Genomic DNA, 21,955 nt, shown 5'->3' with positions numbered 1-21,955 from the left:
ATAAATAGGAAATAAGTGATAGCACACGGGAAGCATCACTTCCCGTATTGTTTGGTAATGGCCTTAGCCAGATTTTTATCAGATAACAGTTTGCTGAGTTTTTTAATCGAGACCCAGCAGCGCTGGCGCTGTTTTTTCTCCGGCCAACGCTTTAGCTTACTGCGCACCTCCATAGGATAGATAAAGACGCAACGCTTCTTTTTTTTGTGACCAGAGCAGGTATTCACCTTTAGGGTGTTCTTCTTATTGAGCCGACCTAACACTCCGGCTTCTTCATAAGCTTCCAGACGTGCGACGTCGGCATTGGAGAGTTTTTTCTCCTTTTTCCCCATTGGAATCATCCAGTGACCGTGACGTCTGGAGGTGACCAGGCACACTTGCGGTGCCTGGTTTTTCCTTTTCTTCAGGGGTAAGGCTGCAATGCGTTCTTTTACCATTGACTCAACCCTTAGCCGTTGTCGATCACCTGACCAATCTCGTCCCACAGCCCTTCGTAAGCTTTGCCGCCCGGAGTGCGTGGTGCAAAGCAAGCGACAGGTGATCTGTGTTCACCCATTTTTTCAATATCACTGGAGAAAGGAATCTGGCTCTCCAGCATATTTTTATAGCGGGTAGTCATGCGTTCTATGGTGTTTTTATGCAGATGCTTGGAACGCTGCACCATAGAGAAAAACGGATATACCGACTCGACCGGCAGATCTTTGTCACGGAAGAAATCCAGCAGCTGCTCATAGGTACGCTCCGACAGCGTGGTTGGAATAACCGGTACCACGATCATGCTGGAAGCTTTAAACACGGCTTCACTCAGGTAGCTCAGCGTCGGCGGACAATCCAGAATAATCAGATCATATTCATCTTTCAGGCCTTTCAGTACCTGTTTCAGGCGACGCTGACGCTTTTTCAGATCGCTTAACAACGGATCAAAATGACGGAAAGATTCATGAGCAGGAATAATATCCAGGTTGTCGTAATCCGATGCCTTAATCTGTTTTAACAGCTCTTCATAGGTATTAAAGAAGCGTTTGCCCCAGTTCTTTTTACTGGAGCGGACACGGAAATAGAACGACGATGCACCCTGGGAGTCCAGGTCAATCAACAGAGTACGCAACCCGGATTGTGCTGCCCAGTACGCCAGGTTTACTGAGGTTGCGGTCTTACCAACACCGCCTTTGATGCTATAGCAGGCAATAATCTTCATTGGGCACATCCTGTAGTTGTTGTCAGTTGCTTAACCAGTTGTTGTACATCGTCTGCCAGGAATGCTGCTAACTGATCGCATACCTGATCCCGTTCTTTTTGCTGTTTAATAAAGAGCACACCGGCCAGAGCGTGAACGGCAGCCTGAATCTCTTCGGATACTTTGTGGCTTTCCAGATACAGCTCCAGACTTTCCCTTTGCACCGAGTAATCGTTAAAACGGCCCAGATTATCCTGTAGACGTTTTAGCGCGCGTACCACGGTTTTGGTCTGCTCCTTGTCAAACAGCGGGCCAAAAAACTCCAGTAGGTAGCGCAGCTTTTTACAGTCCAAACGAATTTCATGCACTTCTTCATCCGGTGTCTGATCATGAACCTTCGCAGCATCTTGAGCGATCTGCTTATAACGCTTCAGAATGCGTTTGGCTGCAACGGCCTGAATACCCAGCTGACCTTTTTCGGTCGGGTTGCCTGGGCAAGCAGATAGGGTTTCTTCCAGTGCCTGAACCTTATTTTGATAAACCTGACTACGTAACGTGTTTGCAACCCGACGCTGTTCAGTGCGGCGCTCCTTGGCAAAGTGATCAAATAGCTCGTTCAGACCACCATGGAAATTCTCTGGCAGCAGATCCAGATAGTAATCCCGATCTTCCAGATAAACGTCCAGATCTCTCAAACGATTAGTGTTGCGGGCCAGATCCCCTAAAGCCTCCTTAAACCACTGGCTTTCATCAGTACCAACAAAGTTTTTCATCTGAGTAAACAGTGCACGCATCCGGCGTAAAGCTACGCGATATTGATGCAGAAACTCGCTATCCAAATCCTGAATAATACCCTCTTCATTGATGCGCACATTTTTCCACATTTTTTGCGCCATCTTGGCCACGGCCTCTGCGACAGGCAGCTCAGGTGCAACCTTAACCTTTGGCTTAGAGCGATATTTGCTGGGCTTAATCCCCAAGGATTGCAAGCTTAAGCGATACAGGTGATGCTGTGGGGTTTCCGGCTCCGCTTCCAGAATACAGCTGAGAGCCTGGCGATAGTCTTTGTCGTAGCCGCGCATACCGGTTAGTTGCCAGGTATCAGCATAACCGGAACGGGTAATCACCAGTTTGCAGACTTTTTTCTCATCTTCAAAATTACGCAGCGCAAAGTGGCGAATATTGGTTTCGACTTCCGCAATGGGTAACAAACGACGAATATCGAGCAACTCATACAGAGCACTTTTTAACTTAGGATTATTAAAGTCATTGGCAAATGCCGGATTAACTTCATCGGGGTAAACAGCACTGTCGTCACCTTGAATAAGGATGACTTGATTCTGCGGGTCACTGGCAAACAGCGCGTTGTTGCGCCACAAACGCCATTCAAAATCATCGTAGAAAGTGAGCGTATTATGTTCTTGCCCAGTAGGTTCCAGCAGAAACTGCCGTGTAAGTTGTTCTAGAATCTGGTCGCTTTTATCGGCGTCCTGAATCAGCCAGCTGGATTGTTTAATCATGGCACCTACTTCCGTTTTTTAAGTTTGATATGGCCGTCAAGATAATCTTCGATCAGTTGTTCAACAATTTTCTGAACACTGGTCTCTTCCTCAATTGCCTTGATCTTAAGGGCCTTCAGAGTCTTGCTGTTTAAGCGTAGAGAAGTGTTTTTCTTCCTTTCTGACTCTGTATTATCTGTATTTTCTTTACTCATGAGAGTCGACCTTTGCAATCATGAAAGAATGACGTCACCTATTATGCTAAAAAAAGCTTTGACTTCAAATTAAATGATTATGACAGCATCAGTAATTACGACTAATTGGGTTAGCATGGTTAACCACTGGATTAGTACGGTGAATTATTGGATTAGTACGGTGAATCATTGGATTAGCATCGTGAATCTTTGGGTTAGTATGGTGAATAAGGTGAGCCAACCCAATAATTTGGCACCTAATTATTTTACTTCGACTCATCGCCGCATCTCTCGCTTTAATCACGCGAATTGACGACTATCAGTAGACTCAATCCTTCATTCGACTAATATGGAGAAAAACTCTACTACTATAGAGAAAGACCCTTCTACGCCAGAGAGAGAAAATAAGATATGGCAAAACGTAATGGCGTTAACGATTCCAGCACGATTATTTCTACTGGTACAGAGATTGTTGGGGATTTGAGCTTTCGTGGCCATCTTCAGATCGATGGTTCAGTTTTCGGTAACCTGATTGCGGATGATCGCTCAAAAGCATCCGTTACTGTTGGAGATAAAGGGCGTGTTATCGGTGAGATATCAGTGCCTACGGTCACCGTCTCAGGCAGGATAACAGGGGATGTTCATTCTTGTGAAAACCTGGTTATCAAGGCTTCGGCTAATATTCAAGGCAATATGTATTGCAATATTATTGAGGTTGCCAGCGGCGCTGTTCTTGAGGGCAAGATGGGTAATATTTATCGAGGACTACCGGAAGAATGTCCAGCCATGCCTAAAAAAAGAACGCGTCCAAGAGACGTTGTAGGCTTTGACTTTAGCACTGCGTCAAAACATCAATAGCCCCAATCTACACCTAGCCTCCCACCAAAGGAGGCTAGGTGTCACAAATAGACCACAGAGCCATAGCTCTCATGGAGTACATTAAAACGATGCCAGACAAACTCTGTACTAGCTCAAACCGCTAGATCTCTGTCTTATCTTTAAAATCACACAGGTCCTCGATAATGCAGGAACCACAACGGGGCTTTCTGGCAACACAGGTGTAACGGCCGTGCAGGATCAACCAGTGGTGGGCGTCCAACTTAAATTCTTTTGGCACGTGGCGCAGCAAACGTTGCTCAACTTCATCAACATTTTTCCCCTTGGCAATACCGGTACGGTTAGAGACACGGAAGATGTGAGTATCTACGGCGATGGTTGGCTGGCCAAAAGCGGTATTGAGTACCACGTTAGCCGTTTTTCGACCAACACCCGGTAGTGCTTCCAGGTCCTTACGATTTTGCGGCACCTCTCCCTGGTGTTTGTCTAACAGGATGCGACAGGTTTTCATTACATTTTCGGCTTTGCTGTTATACAGGCCGATGGTTTTGATATAACTTTTCAGGCCGTCCAAGCCCAAATCTAAAATCGCTTGCGGCGTATTCGCGACAGGATAGAGTTTATCGGTGGCTTTGTTTACGCCCACATCGGTGGCTTGAGCAGACAGCAATACGGCAATCAGTAACTCAAACGGTGTACTGTAGTTCAGCTCGGTTGTAGGGGTTGGATTTTGATCTCTCAGGCGAGCAAAAATCTGCTGACGTTTTTCCGCGTTCATAATCTTTTTGGGTCTTATGCTGGGCACACTATCACTTATCTGGAAATGATAAGGCAACTATTGCTGCCTCAGGCAGTCAGATTAGGCGCATAGGCACCGCTTGGGTTCAGGTTGGCGCTATTATCTCAGTCCAATGGATGCGATCCAAGCCTGCGCTTAACAAAGTTGTTTGTTATGGTATAACATAGCTTTTTTACTGATGTATAATTTAGCTGGCAAATTTACCCCGTTTACAGCCCGTCCAATGGCAGGGAATAGAAAATGTTTAAGAAAGGTTTAATAGCGCTGGCTTTAACTGCCAGTGCGGGAGTACATGCTGAGAATTTTGCTGCCCACGAACATGGTGTGGCTAACCTGATGCTGTCTCAGGAAGGCAATGAAGTGATGGTAGAACTGGATGGTGCAGCTGATAGTCTGTTGGGCTTTGAACATCAGCCTAAGACTGAAGCACAAGAGCAAGCGGTTATTAAGCTGGTCAAACTACTGAATACTCCAGACAAGCTGACCTCTCTGGCCCAGAAATGCAAGCTGGTTGATACCCGTCTGGAGCTGCCGTTTGCTGTAGCTGAGCACAGCCATGATGATCATAAAGGGCATGATGACCACGACGAACATGACCATGATGAACATAACAAAGATCATGACCATGACGAACATGATCACGATAAACATAACCATGCCGGACACAAAGACACAACTCACTCCGATATCCGTGTCAGCTATCAATTTGATTGCAAAGGCCAGGATGTAGAGAATATCCAGATTAATCTGTTTGCAAACCTGCCTCACCTGGAAGAGTTAAGAGCTGAGGCTGTATCAGAGCGTCGCATTATGGTGGCGAATATGGATAAGGATGGAATGTTAAAGTGGTAAAAAAGACGGATTTAGATCAGGCGTTGATTCAATTAAAACAGATTTCCTTTGCCTGGCCTGGGTTAAAAGAACCCGTGCTGGCGCTGGATCAACTTGAGGTTATGCCTGGCGAACGTCTTTTTATCTATGGTCCCAGCGGCTGCGGAAAAAGCAGCCTGCTGTCGCTGTTAGCCGGTGTGGTTAAACCGGATCAGGGGCAGGTTAGGGTACTGGGACAGGCGCTTACCAACCTGTCCAGCGCTGCCCGGGATCGCTTCCGGGCAGACCATGTGGGCTTTGTTTTTCAGCAGTTTAATCTACTGCCCTATCTTTCAGTATTGGAGAATGTCACCCTGGCCTGTGACTTTTCTCCAGCGCGCCGAAACTATCTGAAGCGAAATAAGCTAGCAGCATTTGATGAGGCCAAACGCTTACTGACAAGGCTAAATCTGCCGGAGTCTTTATGGCAGGCTTCGGTGACTCAACTCAGTATCGGTCAGCAACAGCGTGTGGCTGTGGCCCGGGCCCTGATCGGTTCGCCGCCGATTATTATTGCTGATGAGCCAACTTCGGCACTGGACCGAAACAGTCGGGATCAATTTCTCGATCTGTTAACCACTGAAGCAGAAGCCAGTGGTGCCAGTCTGATCTTTGTCAGCCACGATGAACAGCTACAAAGCCACTTCTCCCGTATTATCTACCTGCCTGAGATTAATCAGGTTACGTCATCCTATATTGATAATTCTTCAACGACAGCACGTTAGATCGGACCTGATATGTTAACTACCTTACTGAATCTGTCGTTTAAAAGTTTGCTTAATCGACGTCTGACAGTTTTGCTGTCAGTGATTACCATCGCTTTTAGTATCTGTTTGCTGCTTACCGTCGAGCGGGTACGCACAGAAGCCAAGCTGAGCTTTAAGCAGACCATCTCAGGTACAGATCTGTTGGTGGGTGCGCCCAGTGGCGATATCCAGCTGCTACTCTACTCCGTATTTCATATGGGCAACGCCAGTAAAAATATCAGCTGGCAGCAGGTGGAGCAGATCCGTCAGATGCCAGAGGTGGCCTGGAGTATTCCGTTAGCATTAGGAGATTCCCATAGGGGATATCGGGTAGTAGGTACGGAAGTAGGCTATTTTGAACACTATAAATACGGTCGTAAGCAGTCGCTGGAATTCGCTGAAGGTAAAACCTTTGATGGTCTATATGAGGCTGTAATCGGTGCAGAGGTAGCGGATAAACTGGGCTATAAACCGGGCCAATCCATTGTGATCGCCCATGGCGTCGGTCGTACCAGCTTTAAAAACCACGACGACAAACCTTTTACCGTGGTCGGTATCCTCAAGCGAACCGGAACACCAGTCGATCGTAGTGTCTTGGTTAGCCTGGAAAGTATTGAAGCGGTACACGTGGGCTGGGGCGCACCGGATACGGGGCAGGATATTCGTGCCCGTTTAAGTCAACGCTTGCCTAAAAATCAGCAAGTGCTGACTGAAACTCAGCTGCAACCGCAATCGGTAACAGCCCTGATGGTCGGGGTGAAAAAGAAAACCCAAATCTTCCGTGTGCAACGCAAGCTGAATACGCAAAAAACAGAGTCACTACAGGCGGTGATTCCCGGCGTGGCACTACAGCAGATATGGCAATTGGTGTCGGTTGCTGAAAACGCCTTACTGATTGTGGCGGGCTTTGTGGTGGCCAGTGGTTTAGTCGGTTTAATGGCAGTCATTTTAACCGGATTAAATGAACGTCGACGGGAGATTGCGATCTTACGTACGATCGGGGCACGCCCCATTCAGGTGATGGGCCTGCTGGTGACCGAATCCTTGCTATTAACGCTAATGGGTATTTTACTGGGCACTCTGGTGTTTTATCTATTATTGCTGGTAGCCGCACCTGTGGTTTATCAGCAGTGGGGAATCTGGTTGCAGTTAGCCGGACTATCCTGGCGCGAGTTGCAGCTGCTGGGATTGATTGCTGCTTGTGGCATTTTAGTTGGAATCTGGCCAGGTTGGCGAGCTTATCGTATCTCGTTAACAGAAGGCCTGGCAGTGAAGCTCTAACAGTGCAGCTGCAGGAGACAAAGAGAACGAGAAAAAATAGCAGCAGGCTGAGACCAAAACCTGCTTCTTTAGGCACGCTAACATCAATATTTCTACCCTCTCCGGCCAGTGGCCGGAGAGGGTAGGGTATCAATGTCGAAAAACTTTTGTGCAGGTACTGAGAGGCTCAGGTTTATCTATTAGTGCTTTGTAATTATTATGTGCTTAAGTTTTGATCCGCCAAGTGCTGAGTCCATTTTTCTCTAAGGGTTATTATTTTGTTGCTATCGTTTATTCGCCAGATCGCTGTAAGCACTGCCTGTCTCTTATTGGCAGCGCTAATATCCGTATCATCCCCGGCTTATGCCACCTCTAAGCCGGAAGGTTTTGATCAACTATCCGAGCGTATTCAATCCCGCTGGAATAATAAATTACTGGATCTGGAGTGGGATGATCTGGTGCCTGATGGCTTTAGAGCCGATGCTATTCTGGATCAGTATGATCCAGAGAGGATCGCGCAGCTGACTGATGATGACCCTCTTATTCAGGAGATTATGGGGAAACTGGAAGAAGCTTATCGCTCTGCACCTGTTGTGGGTGCTCTGGACAGTCAACCTGTACGCTTAGGCGGCTTTGTTGTACCACTGGAAGTGACACCTGAGGGCATTACCGAATTTCTTTTAGTGCCATTTTTTGGCGCTTGTATTCACGTACCACCGCCACCATCAAACCAGATCCTCTATGTTAAAAGTGAAATCCCTGTCTCTGAAGATACACTCATGGATGCCGTATGGGTTAGCGGACGCATCTCTGTAGAAGGTGCAACCACTGAACTGGCACAAGCGGGTTATACTCTTTATGCCGAACATATCGTTCCAGTGGAATATTAACCTCAGCATAATAACCCGACAGGCCTTCACCTGAATCCACTGACGCCAACAACTCAATAACAAACTTTATCTGGCACAGATGGAGTATAGCTCTTACGCTAAAAGCTAAACTTCATAGAAAATAAATGACCAGGAGGTCTGTATGTTGTGGCAGCCGGTAATTGAATTCTGGTTTTTTGAACTCAAGCCTGAGCAGTGGTGGATAAAGGATTCAAAGCTCGATCAGATGATCAAGCAGCGTTTTGAAGCCTATCTTAAAGCCGCAATCAGTCATGAACTTGTCACGTGGCGGGATCAACCAAGAGGGCGCTTGGCAGAAGTGATTGTTTTGGATCAGTTCTCCAGAAATATTTATCGTGATACACCACAGGCCTTTGCCGCTGATGAGCAGGCCGTTGCCCTGACACTGAAAGCTATTGAGGTGGGCGATGACCAGTCCCTAACGGCTAATGAAAGATCTTTTATCTATATGCCGCTGATGCACAGTGAAGATCCTGATATTCATACCCTGGCAGTTGAGATGTTTACCCGATTAGGCAATGAAAATAATCTGCAGTTTGAACTTAAGCACAAAGAGATTATCGACCGCTTTGGCCGTTACCCCCATCGTAATGAAATACTTGGACGGGAATCTACACCAGAAGAGATTGAGTTTTTGAAACAACCGGGCTCTTCGTTTTAGTCATTTAATTTACCATATCAACTTGAGGTCTGAACAATAGATATAAATACACTTTTAACAGACTCTCTAACCAATATATTTGGAAGAGCGACTACAGCTTAAGCCACTGCTAACATCGTAAAATCAAGTACCTTTCCACTCTATCTTACAATCCTGCTGAACAAACACAAAAAAGCCCGGCATCAGGAAACCAGATACCGGGCTTTGTTTTTTCCGCTGGCATTCAATGCTTAAGTGAATAGCATTGAATGCTCAGGGTTGTAGCCAGTCACTTTATCAGTGATTAGATACGTGCAGCTGGGATAGCTTGAGGTGAAACGCTCAGATCTTCGCTTGGTGGAGCGAAAGACGTCAGGTTGATACCTTCAACGGCAGCTTTGTACTCTTCCAGAGTCGGGAAACGACCCAGGATAGTAGACAGTACAACCATTGGCGTAGAGCCCAGCAGAGACTCACCTTTCTTCTCAGTAGTATCTTCTACTACACGGCCCTGGAACAGACGGGTAGAAGTCGCCAGCACAGTGTCACCAGGTGCCGCTTTCTCCTGGTTACCCATACACAGGTTACAACCAGGGCGCTCCAGGTAAAGGATGTTCTCGTACTGAGTACGCGCTTCTTCTTTTGGATTTTCATCATCGAAAGTGAAGCCCGCGTATTTCGCCAGGATATCCCAGTCGCCTTCTGCTTTCAGCTCATCAACGATATTGTACGTTGGTGGCGCAACAACCAGAGGTGCGTTGAACGTGATTGGACCCTTTTTCTCCAGGTTACGCAGCATAGCAGCAATGATCTGCATATCGCCTTTGTGAACCATACAAGAACCCACGAAGCCCAGATCAACCTTACGGCCGTCGTAGTAAGACGCCGGACGAATCACATCGTGCGTGTAACGCTTGGAAACGTCTTCGTTGTTTACGTCAGGGTCAGCAATCATTGGCTCGTCGATTGCGTCCAGGTCAACAACCAGCTCAGCGTAGTACTTAGCGTTGTCGTCTGGAGCCAGAGCAGGTGCTTCACCGGATTTAACTTCAGCGATACGCTTGTCAGCCAGATCGATCAGACCTTGCAGCATGCCCGCTTCGTTTTCCATACCCTTGTCGATCATGATCTGAATACGGGACTTAGCCAGCTCCAGAGATTCGATCAGGGTTTCATCGGTAGAAATACAGATAGAAGCTTTCGCTTTCATCTCTGCAGTCCAGTCGGTGAAAGTGAAGGCCTGGTCAGCCAGCAGCGTACCGATCTGTACTTCGATGACACGACCCTGGAATACGTTTTCGCCGTTGAACTTCTTCAGCATCTGCGCCTGAGTGGCGTGTACGATGTCACGGAAGTCCATGTGAGGCTTCATAGCACCTTTGAAAGTTACTTTCACAGACTCAGGGATTGGCATTGCCGCTTCACCCGTGGCCAGAGCGATTGCAACAGTACCGGAGTCAGCACCAAACGCAACACCTTTAGACATACGGGTGTGAGAGTCACCACCGATGATAATCGCGCGGTCGTCAACGGTGATGTCATTCAGTACTTTGTGAATAACGTCAGTCATAGAGTGGTAAACGCCTTTCGGGTCACGTGCAGTGATTACACCGAATGCGTTCATAAACGCCATCAGCTTAGGCGTGTTTGCCTGAGCTTTCTTGTCCCATACAGACGCCGTGTGACAACCGGACTGGAATGCACCATCAACGCTTGGAGAGATGGTAGAAGCAGCCATCGCTTCCAGTTCCTGACAGGTCATAGGACCAGTAGTATCCTGAGAACCTACGATGTTCACTTTAACACGAACGTCAGAACCGGCGTGCAGAGGCGTTTTAGACGTTACACCCACCGCATTACGGTTGAAGATCTTTTCAACAGCAGTCAGACCCTGACCGTCATGAGAGATCTCTTTAGACGCAGCATAAACAACAGGAGCTTCGACACCCAGAGTTTCAGCAGCGAAAGTTTGCAGTTTCTTACCGAAGGTTACTGCATAAGAACCGCCCGCTTTCATAAATTCCACTTTTTGTGGTGTGAAAGCATCAGATACGTCAACCAGCTCTTTATCGCCGTTATACAGCTTCTTAGCTTTAGTATCGATCGTCAGAACGGTGCCTGTTGCAACGGAGTAGGCCTCTTCCAGTACTGGATCGCCATTTGCGTCACGTACGATTTCGCCGTTCTCGTCAGTTTTCTTAACCCAGTTTTTCAGATCCAGACCGATACCGCCGGTTACACCCACAGTGGTCAGGAAGATAGGTGCGATACCGTTAGTACCCGCTACAACCGGCTTGTTGTTAACAAACGGGATGTATGGAGAAGTTGGCTCACCCGCCCACAGTGCAACGTTGTTTACACCGGACATACGGGAAGAACCTACGCCCATGGTGCCTTTCTCAGCGATCAGCATCACTTTAGCATTAGGGTACTTCTTGCCTAACTCAACGATCTCTTGCTGAGCTTCAGGAGAGATCATGCACTTGCCGTGTAATTCACGGTCAGCACGGGAGTGGGATTGGTTACCCGGAGACAGCAAGTCAGTAGAGATATCACCTTCAGCAGCGATATAGGTCACTACATCGATCTTCTCTGGGATATCATCCAGCTTGGTGAAGAACTCAGCTTTTGAGTAGCTTTCCAGAATCTCTGTCGCGATGGCATTACCCGCTTTGTAGGCGTCTGCCAGACGGGTTGTATCAGAGTCGTACAGGAATACCTGAGACTTCATGATTTCGCCAGCCGCTGCCGCTTGAGCGTGATCAGACAGTGCGATATCCAGCAGCGCTTCAACAGAAGGGCCGCCTTTCATGTGAGACAGCTGCTCCAGAGCAAACTCAGGAGAGATCTCTGCCACTGTTTCAGCACCAGTAACGATGTCTTTCAGGAATTTAGCTTTAACACCTGCTGCAGGTGTCGTACCTGGCAGAGTGTTGTAGATGAAGAAGTTTAGAGAAGCTTCGCGCTCTGCATTACCAGTGTCTTTGATCTGGGCAATGATTTCAGATAGCAATTCCGCGCTGTCGATTGGCTTAGGGTTCAGGCCTAGGTCGTTTTTACGAACCTCAATTTCTTCCAGGTAATCAGAATAGTAACTCATAGCGTCAAACGTCTCACTTAAATCTAGTTATGATTTGTGGAGCGGATTATAAGAATAAAGTGGCTATCAGCTCAATGAAAACTCTTTAAATGAAGCGAAAAGTCGACAAATTTTAGACAAAAGTACTAAAACTCCGTGCGTTCCAGACAGGTAATTTAATTAAGATCTAAATAAAAACTCACTGAAAGCCTTAAGGGCATAGAGGCCTGTAGCCTAGCCTGAAACGCTCAATCATGTACTCAATGCGACATAGCCTTTGCCGCTTTTATCGCTTAAAAACGCACCTCAAAGGATTCAAAGCACACCTCTCAAGCCCTAGTTTATAGCAATCATACGGATGATAATCCGTATTGAAAAAGCCTTATTTCAATGCTGTTCATACAAAACTCTCCAGTCACACTGAGCTATATAAATCCATTCAATCCGCCTTCAAAATTATTCAAGCAGACGCATAAACACTAGAAAATAGTCTTAGATTGTATGAAGTTCAGACTAAAGTCTGCCGTCAAAACTTGCTTTAAGGCATTTTATGGCTAATATTGTCGACAATCTTGACGTGATAATAATTTATGTTGCAAGACATAGCGGTTCGTTTGACGGCTGAAAATACGGCTAACCTGGAAACCGGGCAGCTCTGGTAGCGACCAACGGTTCTGGTAATTTCCAGAAACTCATGTAATGACCAGAAGCTCGTGCAAAAAAGGTTGTAGCTTCAGCAACGTCCTCTCTGCGAAAGGTATAAAAAATGACAACTCCAATAAATTTCGATCCATCCCGTTCGGTTAGAACGCTCCCAGGCACCACCCACAGCTACCATAGCCTTCCTGATACCGCTGAACAGTTTGGTATCAAGCTGGATGAACTCCCTTTTTCTCTTCGTCCTATCCTGGAAGGGATCGCCCGTAATGTGGGTCAAAACGGCGTAACCGCTGAGCAGGTTCAGGCGCTGGGTGGCTGGACTGAACATCAGGGCAAGCAGCCGATCGAAATTCCTTTCACAGCGGGTCGTGTAATTATGCACGACCTGAGTGGCACACCTGCTATTGTTGATTTTGCCGCGATGCGTTCAGCAGTTCAGCGTATGGGCCTTGATCCTGCGATTATTGAGCCTCTGGTACGTGCGGATCTGGTGATCGATCACACGGTGACTATGGATAATACCGGCAGCCCGGCGTCTCTAAGGATCAATGGCGAGCTGGAAGCAGCCCGAAACAAAGAACGTTATGCCTTCCTGAAATGGGGCGCGCAGGCGTTCAACACCATCCGTATTATTCCGCCACAAACCGGTATTGTGCACCAGGTGAACCTGGAATATCTGGCACAAGGCTATCTCCATATGAATGGTCTGATGATTCCGGATACGCTGATCGGTATGGACAGTCATACGCCAATGGCGAACGCCCTGGGTATTGTCGGCTGGGGTGTGGGCGGTATTGAAGCCGGTGCTTCCATGCTGGGTCAGCCGATGCAGATGCTGGCACCTGAAGTAGTCGGTGTTGAGCTGACAGGCGCGCTAAGAGAAGGCGTAACCGCAACAGATCTGGTACTGACCATCACCGAGATGCTGCGTAATTTCCCTGGCGGTGTCGTTGGTAAGTTTGTTGAATACGTAGGTGAAGGTTGTGCCAACCTGTCCCTGCCGGATCGTGCAACCATCGCCAATATGTCGCCAGAATATGGCGCAACAATGGGCTTCTTCCCATTTGATGAAGTCTCTGCTGAATATATGAAAGCCACCGGTCGTGACGGTGAACTGCCACTGGAGTTCTATAAAGCACAGAACATGGCCTGGACCCCGGGTCAGGCGCTGCCGAAATATACCGATCTGCTTCAGCTTGATCTGTCCACAGTTGAGCCTTCTGTCGCAGGTCCAAAACGCCCTCAGGACCGACTGCCCCTGGCTGAGATTGGCAATGTCTTCAGAAAAGCCGCCGCTGAAGGCGACCGTAATCCTGAAGTGGTTACCGTAACGCCAATGAAGGCAGATGAAGCGGGTATTTTCCAACCCCAGCCAGAAAGAGAACTAAAAGACGGCGATATCGTAATTGCCGCTATTACGGCCTGTACCAACACCTCTAACCCTGGCTTGCTGATTGCTGCGGGTCTGCTGGCCAAGAAAGCCAATGAGCTGGGCATGAAGGTACCGGCTGGCGTTAAAACCTCTCTGGCTCCGGGGTCACCGGTGGCCACCGATTTCTTAACTAAAGCAGGACTGCAACAGCATCTGGATGCCCTGGGCTTTAATACCGCCGGTTACGGTTGTACCACCTGCGTGGGTAACTCGGGACCTCTGGCACCAAGCATCGAAGAAGCGCTGCAAAAGCACGATATTATCGCGGCGTCTGTGCTGTCCGGTAACCGTAACTTTGAGGGTCGTGTACACCCGGATGTGGATACCAACTTCCTGATGTCACCCCCGTTGGTTGTGGCGATGGCGATAGCCGGTAACGTTAATATTGATGTCATGACCCAGCCTATTGGTCAGGACGCCAACGGCAACGATGTGTTCCTGAAAGATATCTGGCCAAGCAACGCTGAAATCACTCAGACCATGCAAGAGTGTATGGACCCGAAAGCCTTCCGTGAGACCTATGAAAACTCTCTGGATGGCCCTGAGACCTGGCAGAACCTGGAGTCCCCGACAGGCCCTGTGTATAAATGGGATGCGGAGTCAACGTATATTCAGGAGATCTCCTTCTTTGACGGTTTCTCACTGGAAACACCAGAAGACTCTCTGAGCAATATCTCAGGCGCGCGTATGCTGGTGATGTGTGATGACAACACCACCACCGACCATATCTCGCCGGTAAGCCGTATCCGCCCGGATTCTCCTCCAGGGGAATACCTGAGTTCACAGGGTGTTGCTGACGAAGATATGACCTCTCTGGGCGCACGTCGTGGTAACCACCATGTGATGCTGCGTAGTATTTTTGGCAACGTAAAAGCCAGAAACCTGTTGCTACCGGGCACCACTGGCGCAGTAACTAACTATTACTCGGCTGACGCGGCTCCAGCGCAGATGTCTATTTACGATGCCGCTGAGCGTTACCGTGCAGAAGGCACCTCGACCGTTGTCTTTGGTGGTAAGCTGTATGGCACAGGTTCATCCCGTGACTGGGCAGCCAAAGGGCCTGCACTGCTGGGTGTAAGAGCCATCATCGCAGAGAGCTTTGAGCGTATTCACAAATCCAATCTGGTGGGTATGGGCGTTCTGCCGCTGCAACTGCCTGAAGGCGTGACACGGGCGTCTCTGAACCTGGATGGCACAGAGACCTTCGATCTGAACGGTATTGATACGCTGGAGCCACGCGGCACTGTCGCACTGACCATCAACAGAGCGGACGGCTCATCACAGCAGATTGAACTGACCTCTCGTGTGGATACCTCATCTGAGCTGGATCAGATCCGTCATAAAGGCATTCTGCCGATGGTGCTGCGCGATATTATCGCGTCGAATTCATAACACCAAACCAAATAAGCTTTTGTAGGTCGGAAAAGCCGCAAGGCGCCTTCCGACAATTTTCTGGTATATATAGGGGCTTTGTCGGATGGCGCTTCGCTTATCCAAGCCTTGTATCTCTCCGGAAATCAGGGTTAGCTACCTTGATTACCCATAGAGTCCGGTGATGTTGAATCCAACCTTAGTGCTTGACGCTATTGTGTAGATAAACGCCCGGACTCTAATTTTCTCATATATTGAATGGTATCCAAGCGCCCTGATCAATCAGATGATGCTGTATGTATAAGGGAAATAACCGAGATGAACGTATCCATAGGCATTGATGTCAGCAAGATATAGACGATCATATTGATCGTTATCCACCTCTGAAGAAAAACCGGGAATTGTTAGAAACAACAAAGGGGCCAGAAGGCCCCTCAATAAACGGATCAATATTCAACCAAATACTTTAGGTAAGCAGGTACTTAACCTCGTTTCACCGCAGTAGGTTCATTAAGTTCAGCCTGTTTGTTTAAGGCTTCAAACACCGGGTTAAACGCTGGGCGATCCACATAACGACCGGCACCCTGTACCGCTTTTAACTCGCCATTGGCCCACACTACTTTGCCTCGGCTGATGGTGTGGGATGGAATGCCTTTTACTGTTCTGCCTTCAAAGATATTGAAATCCACATTCTGATGGTGCGTTTTCGCGGAGATAGTACGCGTACCCTCTGGGTCCCACACGACGATATCGGCGTCGGCACCTTCAGAAATGGAGCCTTTCTGCGGGTAGATATTAAAGATCTTGGCAGCATTGGTGGAGGTGGCGGAAACAAACTCGTTCATGGTCAGCTTACCGGTGTTCACGCCTTCATCCCACAGTACGGCCATACGATCTTCGACACCGGCAGTGCCGTTAGGAATCTTGGTAAAGTCATCTTTACCGGCAGCTTTTTGCTCGGCACAGAAGGCGCAGTGGTCCGTTGCTGTGGTCTGGAGATTACCACCTTGCAGACCTTTCCACAGTGCGTTTTGGTGTTCCTTCGGACGGAACGGTGGACTCATGACGTGAGCGGCAGCAAACTCGAAGTCTTCATTACGGTACACACTGTCGTCAATACAAAGGTGACCGGCCAGCACTTCGCCGTAAACCCGTTGGCCATCGTTACGGGCGCGGGTAATGGCATCAACGGATTCTTTACAGGAGACGTGTACTAGGTAGATGGGGACATCCATCACCTGAGCAATCTGGATCGCGCGGTTGGCCGCTTCACCTTCAACAATGGGTGGACGGGACAGCGGGTGACCTTCCGGGCCGGTAATGCCTTTGTTCAGCATCTCTTGCTGCAGCTGGAACACCAGTTCGCCATTCTCTGCGTGTACCGTTGGCATAGCACCCAGCTCCATACAGCGCCGGAAGCTTTTCACCAACACTTCATCATCGGCCATGATGGCGTTTTTGTAGGCCATAAAGTGCTTAAAGCTGTTGACGCCGTGTTCTTTCACCAGAGTTTCCATATCCGCATGCACGGATTCATCCCACCAGGTGATGGCGACATGGAAGCTGTAATCGGAAGCGGATTTTTCTGCCCAATCACGCCATTTATTGTATGCCTCTAACAGTGGCTCTCCTGGCGCGGGAATAACAAAGTCGATAATGGTGGTATTACCCCCGGCCAGACCTGCGGCGGTGCCGGTGTAAAAATCATCGCTGGCGACAGTGCCCATAAAAGGCAGCTGCATATGAGTGTGGGGATCGATACCGCCCGGCATTACGTACTGGCCGGAGGCATCCACGACTTCTGCCGTGGAGGGTACGTCAAGATTCTGCCCAATCGCGACGATTTTGCCTTCTTCACAATACACGTCGGCCTGAAAGGTGTGATCAGCGTTAACAATGGTGCCATTTCGGATAACAATAGACATGGCTTGTCTCCTCAATTCGGTAGAATTGCCAAAGCAGAATCTGCTCTAACGTATTGAATTTGTTGTTGGTATAGAACGTTGATAGTGACTTTTTATATAGATCCGTGGGGTTGCTTCGCCTCCTACGTGTTGTAGGAGGCGATCAAGTTATTCCGCTTGAGCCACCATGCTAGGGTTGTTGGCTGTCAGCGTTTTGGCGCAGAACCAGTAGATGATGCCGCCCAGGATGGAGCCGGTGAACCAGCCGTACTGATAGAACCAATTCAGCTGGCCGGAAGTGATAGAGAACAGGGTCAGCAGTACCGGCACCGCAAAGGCGATCAGGCCGTTGGTATTAAAACCGCTATAGATACCCTGTTTTTTGTACAGATCCGGCAGGCTCAGTTCCTGACGTTTCACCACAAAGTAATCCACAATCATAATGCCTGCGATAGGACCCAATAGTGAGGAGTAGCCCAGCAGCCAGCCGCTGTACATGGCTTCCACACTGACATCAGATTCGATCCAACCCAGCTTTTTCAGTAACTCCCAAGACATTAGCAGTACACCAATTAAACCGGTCAGCAGTACGCCTCGGGTTTGGTTGATCTTCTTAGGGGCTACGTTTTGGAAGTCATTGGTGGGGGATACGATGTTAGCTGCGGTATTGGTTGATAAGGTCGCGACAATAATAATGATCATTGCAACCACCACCCAGAATGGGTTTTCGATTTTACCGATCAGGGTGACCGGATCAGAAATCGTTTCACCCACCAATGTGGTAGAGGCTGCAGTGAGCACTACACCCAGTGCGGCAAAGAAGAACATGGTTAGCGGCAGACCGATAATCTGACCGGAAATCTGATCTTTTTGCGAGCGGACATAACGGCTGAAGTCGGGGATGTTCAGGGACAGAGTGGCCCAGAAACCGACCATGGCGGTAACACCGGCAAAGAAGTAGCCCCAGAAAGAAGCGCCTTCAGGGCGGTTAGCAGGAATCGCCAGCAGTTCAGCGTAAGAGATTTTAGGACTGGCCCACATCATCAGGCCGATACCTACGGCTAACAGCAGAGGTGCGGCTAAGGTTTCCAGAATCTTAATGGATTCTGCACCCTTAATCACGATATAGAGGTTCAGCACCAGGAAGGTAAAGAAGCCGATCACTTCCCCTGTACCGCCTAAGGACTCCCAGCCGGGCACCAGATTAGACAGCAGGATATGGATCGCCAGGCCACCAAACATGGTTTGAATACCAAACCAGCCACAAGCCACTAACGCTCGAATCAGACAGGGAATATTGGAGCCGACCATACCAAAGGAAGATCGTAGAAGGACAGGAAAGGGGATACCAAATTTGGTTCCGGGAAATGCATTCAGAGTCAGTGGGATCAGTACAATAATATTGGCTATTAGAATAGCCATTAACGCTTCCATGACCGACAAACCGAAGTAGGCGGTTAATACGCCACCCAGGGTATAGGTCGGCACACAAATAGCCATCCCGACCCACAATGCCGCAACATTCCACACATTCCAAGTCCGATCTTTGACTTGAGTGGGTGCAATATCGTCATTGTAGTGATTGCTACTTGTGACGTCAGAGCCAGCATTAAGCTCGTAGAATTCGCCCACCTTAACGGCGGTTGATTCGGCTGATGTGCTCTTCATTATTATCTCCTCTTATTGTTATTTTTAAGGCCCGGGGCGGGTCTTAACCTTGTAAAGAGTTTTATACGGTTTGTTTTTTTACCGTATGGTCAATATAAGGATTGAAAAAACATCTGGCAAACACATTTTTTTCCAGATGGTAAAAGTAAGGCAGCAATAATCATCTAACCACTTGAAATATAAGTATTTAATTTTTTTAAAAGCAAACGATAGCAAGCGTGTTAGCAGAATGCCGGAATTTGAGTCGACATTTGCTCCCCAGAGTTAGTATCGATGCGCTGCTGTAAAGCTGAGAGGTAAGCAGAAAGCACCAGATTGGGCGTGATCTCTTTATGGGTCAGCGCTGCATAGGGTGTAACAAAACTAAACTGCGACGGCAGCAGGGGTTTCATCTGCCCGCTATCCACCCATTTGCTGGCTAAGTGAGTGGGCAGGTAGCCAATATAACAACCGGTGAGAATCAGAAAGGCGACCCCTTCCCGATCAGATGCCTGAGCACTGCGTTTGAACTGTTGCAGATGTTTCCAGATTTCGGCGGGTTGCTGGTAAGAGGGAGAAACCAGCTCACACTGGGTGATGTGTTCAGGAGTAATCTCGTGATCGGCCAGGTGAAACAGGGGGTGTTCGTGACTACAGTACAGGTTGGACTCTTCATCGTAGAGATGGATGTAGTTCAGTCCGGGGTTAATATTGAACACCGGGGCTACACCGATCTGAATCCTGCCATCCAGTAAGCTCTTGATCACTTCATTGGCTGGTATCATTTCGATATTGACGTTCACCTCCGGCGCTTTCAGTTTCAGGGATTTGAGGGAGTTGGTGATCAGCATTCTGGGCAGGGTAATCAGGGAGTCGGTGATACCGATATCCAGATTGCCCTTCAGCTCAGAGTGAATACTGCTGATGCTCTGTTGGAATTCCTGATGGGATGAGAGCAGTTTTTGCGTCGCCAGATAGACTTGCTTACCTTCATCCGTGAGAGAGAAGCCACTGCGCCCTCGGTTACACAGTTTAAGCGACAAGCGCTGTTCCAAGTCAGACATGGCGATACTGATTGCGGCCCGGCTGATATTCAGCTCCGCCTCTGCCGCTGAAAAACCACCACAATTGACCACCGTTTTGAAGATTCTGATCATCCGGATATCGGCACCAGCGATATGCCCCATCACTTTCTGCTTTGTCATACACACCTCGGCTCAGGGTTAACGGGTTTGTACATTTCTGGTTATAGAATATACATTGTTTTTACCAAATGGTAAGTATTAGGTTAACCCAAGGTAAGATCTTTGGAATTTAACCTCTGTTGCGTGAGTTGGATTATGTGAAAACGCAATGTCGGCTCTGTCGTTAAAAGTCAGTAAAAGTCGGTAAGAAATAATAAGAAAGCCTTGTTAGAGGTGTGAGACATGTCTGAATTCGATACTAATAGCGCTGCCGGGATGACCCGTGAGCAACTGGAAGCCTACTGGATGCCTTATACGGCAAACCGCCAGTTTAAAGATGATCCGAGAATGTTTGTCGCGGCCAAAGGGGCTTATTTAACCGATGCCAATGGTCGTCAGGTGTTTGATGGTCTATCCGGTTTATGGACCTGTGGTGCCGGTCACTGCCGTCCTGAAATTGCCGAAGCCGTGGCTAAGCAGCTGAACGAACTGGATTACGCACCAGCATTCCAATATGGCCATCCCAAAGCGTTCGAGTTAGCCAATCGAATTACAGAGCTGACTCCCGAAGGCCTGGATTATGTCTTTTTTACCGGTTCAGGTTCAGAAAGCGCCGATACCTCATTAAAGATGGCCCGGGCCTACTGGCGCAAAAAAGGTCAGCCCACTAAAACCAAGCTGATCGGTCGTGCCAAGGGTTATCACGGTGTGAACTTTGGTGGCTTTAGTGTCGGTGGTATTGGGGCTAACCGTACCCTTTATGGCCTGGGTGTTGATGCGGACCATCTGCCCCATACGATGTTAAAAGAGAATGCTTTTACTAGAGGCATGCCGGAAACCGGAGCTGATAAAGCCGATGAGCTGCTTGAGCTGATCGCGTTACACGATGCCTCCAATATTGCGGCGGTGATTGTCGAGCCGATGGCCGGGTCTGCGGGTGTTATTCCACCACCTAAAGGCTATCTGAAACGTCTGCGTGAGATCTGTGATCAGCACGATATTCTGCTGATCTTTGATGAAGTGATCACAGGTTTTGGCCGTATGGGCTCCTATACCGGGGCAGAAGAGTTTGGCGTTGTGCCGGATATGATCAATGTCGCCAAGCAGCTGACCAATGGGGCGGTACCCATGGGTGCTGTGATTGCCAAAGCCGATATCTATCAGACCTTTATGGATAATGGTGGCCCGGATTATATGATGGAGATCCCCCACGGCTACACCTATTCCGGTCACCCTGTGGCTTGTGCTGCGGCGCTGGCATCCCTGGATATTCTGAAAAATGATCACCTGATTCCACGGGTGAAAGAGATGAGCCCTCTCTTTGAGCAGGCGCTGCATAGCCTTAAGGGTACAAAATATATCACCGATATCCGCAACTACGGCTTAGCCGGTGGTATCACCATTGAATCCGCACCGGGTGAACCCGCAAGACGTCCCTACGAGATCGCCATGAAGTGCTGGGAGAAGGGCTTCTATGTCCGTTATGGCGGCGACACCATTCAGCTTGGTCTGCCTTTTATCACTGAACGTGACGAGATCGATAACGTGATCAACGCCATTGGTGAGTCCATTTTAGAGCTGGGCTAACGTCTTTTAATTCCAGCATTTATGCCTGTTTGGTAGGTAATTGTAGGTTGGAAAAGCCATAAGGCGCCTTCCGACAATAGCCGAATATTGAGATCAGTGTCGGATGGCGCTCCGCTTATCCGACCTACTTAATATCCAACCTGATTGCAAAGTGCTGT

17 protein-coding genes are annotated in these 21,955 nt (G+C 48.5%); 8 read left to right on the top strand and 9 right to left on the bottom strand.

Features of this window, described 5'->3' with window-relative positions:
* Window positions 1–35 precede the first annotated feature (35 nt).
* From H579_RS24850 to H579_RS0108145, 4 genes are read right to left on the bottom strand one after another with little or no spacing between them, the layout of a single operon-like run.
* Window positions 36–437: an NUDIX hydrolase gene (locus H579_RS24850; RefSeq protein ID WP_051227440.1), complete on the bottom strand. Its 402-nt coding sequence runs from the start codon at window positions 435–437 to the stop codon at window positions 36–38.
* Between the two features lie 11 nt (window positions 438–448).
* Window positions 449–1,198, bottom strand: a complete 750-nt coding sequence (locus H579_RS0108155) for a ParA family protein (protein WP_028300262.1) — start codon at window positions 1,196–1,198, stop codon at window positions 449–451.
* Window positions 1,195–2,697, bottom strand: a complete 1,503-nt coding sequence (locus tag H579_RS0108150; RefSeq protein WP_028300261.1) for a CHAD domain-containing protein — start codon at window positions 2,695–2,697, stop codon at window positions 1,195–1,197. Before H579_RS0108150 ends, H579_RS0108155 begins: the two co-directional genes overlap by 4 nt.
* 5 nt (window positions 2,698–2,702) lie before the next feature.
* Window positions 2,703–2,891 (bottom strand): ribbon-helix-helix protein, CopG family, encoded by a 189-nt coding sequence (locus H579_RS0108145; RefSeq protein ID WP_028300260.1) that lies wholly within the window; start codon window positions 2,889–2,891, stop codon window positions 2,703–2,705.
* Between the two features lie 390 nt (window positions 2,892–3,281).
* On the opposite strand from H579_RS0108145, the gene H579_RS24845 reads away from it, so the two are divergent.
* Window positions 3,282–3,728, top strand: coding sequence for a bactofilin family protein (locus H579_RS24845; protein ID WP_051227439.1), 447 nt, complete (start codon window positions 3,282–3,284; stop codon window positions 3,726–3,728).
* A 121-nt stretch (window positions 3,729–3,849) separates the two neighbouring features.
* Here the strand turns inward: H579_RS24845 and nth are convergent, their stop codons facing one another.
* Window positions 3,850–4,485: an endonuclease III gene (gene nth / locus H579_RS0108135; protein ID WP_028300259.1), complete on the bottom strand. Its 636-nt coding sequence runs from the start codon at window positions 4,483–4,485 to the stop codon at window positions 3,850–3,852.
* A gap of 261 nt (window positions 4,486–4,746) precedes the next feature.
* Here nth and H579_RS27765 point away from each other — a divergent pair, with 261 nt between their 5' ends.
* From H579_RS27765 to H579_RS0108110, 5 genes are all read left to right on the top strand, one after another.
* Window positions 4,747–5,358, top strand: a complete 612-nt coding sequence (locus H579_RS27765; RefSeq protein ID WP_028300258.1) for a ZrgA family zinc uptake protein — start codon at window positions 4,747–4,749, stop codon at window positions 5,356–5,358.
* Complete coding sequence (locus tag H579_RS0108125) at window positions 5,352–6,101, top strand: ABC transporter ATP-binding protein (RefSeq protein WP_028300257.1); 750 nt, start codon at window positions 5,352–5,354, stop codon at window positions 6,099–6,101. Before H579_RS27765 ends, H579_RS0108125 begins: the two co-directional genes overlap by 7 nt.
* 12 nt (window positions 6,102–6,113) lie before the next feature.
* Window positions 6,114–7,403: an ABC transporter permease gene (locus H579_RS0108120; RefSeq protein ID WP_036565760.1), complete on the top strand. Its 1,290-nt coding sequence runs from the start codon at window positions 6,114–6,116 to the stop codon at window positions 7,401–7,403.
* Between the two features lie 257 nt (window positions 7,404–7,660).
* Complete coding sequence (locus H579_RS24835; RefSeq protein ID WP_051227438.1) at window positions 7,661–8,272, top strand: DUF3299 domain-containing protein; 612 nt, start codon at window positions 7,661–7,663, stop codon at window positions 8,270–8,272.
* Between the two features lie 142 nt (window positions 8,273–8,414).
* A complete protein-coding gene (locus tag H579_RS0108110) occupies window positions 8,415–8,954 on the top strand; it encodes a DUF924 family protein (RefSeq protein ID WP_036565757.1) in 540 nt (179 codons plus the stop codon).
* 283 nt (window positions 8,955–9,237) lie between these two features.
* Here H579_RS0108110 and H579_RS0108105 read toward each other — a convergent pair whose 3' ends face one another.
* Entirely contained in the window at window positions 9,238–12,033 is a 2,796-nt protein-coding gene (locus tag H579_RS0108105) for a bifunctional aconitate hydratase 2/2-methylisocitrate dehydratase (RefSeq protein ID WP_028300254.1), read from the bottom strand.
* Between the two features lie 745 nt (window positions 12,034–12,778).
* Between H579_RS0108105 and acnA the strand changes: the two genes are divergently transcribed.
* Window positions 12,779–15,496, top strand: a complete 2,718-nt coding sequence (acnA, locus tag H579_RS0108100; RefSeq protein WP_028300253.1) for an aconitate hydratase AcnA — start codon at window positions 12,779–12,781, stop codon at window positions 15,494–15,496.
* 461 nt (window positions 15,497–15,957) lie between these two features.
* Here acnA and hydA read toward each other — a convergent pair whose 3' ends face one another.
* The 3 genes from hydA to H579_RS24830 form a co-directional block, all read right to left on the bottom strand.
* Window positions 15,958–17,400 carry a dihydropyrimidinase gene (gene hydA, locus H579_RS0108095; RefSeq protein ID WP_028300252.1) on the bottom strand — a complete coding sequence of 481 codons (1,443 nt, stop codon included), beginning with the start codon at window positions 17,398–17,400 and terminating at the stop codon, window positions 15,958–15,960.
* A gap of 147 nt (window positions 17,401–17,547) precedes the next feature.
* The gene (locus H579_RS0108090; RefSeq protein WP_051227437.1) at window positions 17,548–19,047 is read right to left on the bottom strand and encodes an NCS1 family nucleobase:cation symporter-1; all 1,500 of its coding nucleotides are present in this window, start codon (window positions 19,045–19,047) and stop codon (window positions 17,548–17,550) included.
* Between the two features lie 221 nt (window positions 19,048–19,268).
* Complete coding sequence (locus H579_RS24830) at window positions 19,269–20,231, bottom strand: LysR family transcriptional regulator (RefSeq protein WP_051227436.1); 963 nt, start codon at window positions 20,229–20,231, stop codon at window positions 19,269–19,271.
* A gap of 222 nt (window positions 20,232–20,453) precedes the next feature.
* Between H579_RS24830 and aptA the strand changes: the two genes are divergently transcribed.
* Complete coding sequence (gene aptA / locus H579_RS0108080; RefSeq protein ID WP_028300250.1) at window positions 20,454–21,797, top strand: omega-aminotransferase AptA; 1,344 nt, start codon at window positions 20,454–20,456, stop codon at window positions 21,795–21,797.
* The last annotated feature ends 158 nt before the right edge of the window (window positions 21,798–21,955 follow it).

The organism is Oceanospirillum beijerinckii DSM 7166 (assembly GCF_000422425.1).
GTDB classification, from domain to species: domain Bacteria; phylum Pseudomonadota; class Gammaproteobacteria; order Pseudomonadales; family Halomonadaceae; genus Oceanospirillum; species Oceanospirillum beijerinckii.
Note: the sequence above shows the minus strand (reverse complement) of the source record. Positions and strands in the feature narration are given on the sequence as shown.

Bases quoted from the DNA above. Each gene is read 5' to 3' on its own strand.
- aptA (WP_028300250.1), top strand. From the start codon at position 20,454: ATGTCTGAATTCGATACTAATAGCGCTGCCGGGATGACCCGTGAGCAA.
- acnA (WP_028300253.1), top strand. From the start codon at position 12,779: ATGACAACTCCAATAAATTTCGATCCATCCCGTTCGGTTAGAACGCTC.
- H579_RS0108120 (WP_036565760.1), top strand. From the start codon at position 6,114: ATGTTAACTACCTTACTGAATCTGTCGTTTAAAAGTTTGCTTAATCGA.
- H579_RS0108150 (WP_028300261.1), bottom strand. From the start codon at position 2,697: ATGATTAAACAATCCAGCTGGCTGATTCAGGACGCCGATAAAAGCGAC.
- H579_RS0108155 (WP_028300262.1), bottom strand. From the start codon at position 1,198: ATGAAGATTATTGCCTGCTATAGCATCAAAGGCGGTGTTGGTAAGACC.
- hydA (WP_028300252.1), bottom strand. From the start codon at position 17,400: ATGTCTATTGTTATCCGAAATGGCACCATTGTTAACGCTGATCACACC.
- H579_RS0108105 (WP_028300254.1), bottom strand. From the start codon at position 12,033: ATGAGTTACTATTCTGATTACCTGGAAGAAATTGAGGTTCGTAAAAAC.
- H579_RS24850 (WP_051227440.1), bottom strand. From the start codon at position 437: ATGGTAAAAGAACGCATTGCAGCCTTACCCCTGAAGAAAAGGAAAAAC.
- H579_RS0108090 (WP_051227437.1), bottom strand. From the start codon at position 19,047: ATGAAGAGCACATCAGCCGAATCAACCGCCGTTAAGGTGGGCGAATTC.
- H579_RS0108145 (WP_028300260.1), bottom strand. From the start codon at position 2,891: ATGAGTAAAGAAAATACAGATAATACAGAGTCAGAAAGGAAGAAAAAC.
- H579_RS24830 (WP_051227436.1), bottom strand. From the start codon at position 20,231: ATGACAAAGCAGAAAGTGATGGGGCATATCGCTGGTGCCGATATCCGG.
- nth (WP_028300259.1), bottom strand. From the start codon at position 4,485: ATGAACGCGGAAAAACGTCAGCAGATTTTTGCTCGCCTGAGAGATCAA.
- H579_RS0108110 (WP_036565757.1), top strand. From the start codon at position 8,415: ATGTTGTGGCAGCCGGTAATTGAATTCTGGTTTTTTGAACTCAAGCCT.
- H579_RS27765 (WP_028300258.1), top strand. From the start codon at position 4,747: ATGTTTAAGAAAGGTTTAATAGCGCTGGCTTTAACTGCCAGTGCGGGA.
- H579_RS24845 (WP_051227439.1), top strand. From the start codon at position 3,282: ATGGCAAAACGTAATGGCGTTAACGATTCCAGCACGATTATTTCTACT.